The sequence below is a fragment of the Pseudoalteromonas sp. SG45-3 genome (assembly GCF_014164075.1).
Lineage (GTDB): Bacteria > Pseudomonadota > Gammaproteobacteria > Enterobacterales > Alteromonadaceae > Pseudoalteromonas > Pseudoalteromonas distincta.
This window is the reverse complement of record NZ_JACJEN010000081.1, coordinates 1-274: the sequence shown is the minus strand read 5'-3', so window position 1 is coordinate 274 and position 274 is coordinate 1. Positions and strand designations below refer to the sequence as shown.

The window sequence follows — 274 nt, the reverse complement described above, 5'->3', positions numbered from 1 at the left end:
GGCTTAACCATACAACGCCAAACGCGTTTTATGCGACAGTTTAGACAGAAGTTAATATAACTAAAGTAGATATTACTTAAAGAAAGACTTAAAAAATATTATCAGATATTTTCCAAATTCAGTTAGTGCGTAGAAATACGGATTAACGCCCTAATTTGCTTGGTGACAATAGCGTTTTGGACCCACCTGACTCCATGCCGAACTCAGTAGTGAAACGAAACAGCGCCGATGATAGTGTAGCATTTGCTATGTGAAAGTAGGACATTACCAGGCT

1 rRNA gene is annotated in these 274 nt (G+C 38.3%); it reads left to right on the top strand.

Annotated features, from left to right (window positions below):
• Positions 1 to 158 precede the first annotated feature (158 nt).
• Positions 159 to 273 (top strand): 5S ribosomal RNA (gene rrf, locus H5126_RS21340).
• Position 274 lies beyond the last annotated feature (1 nt).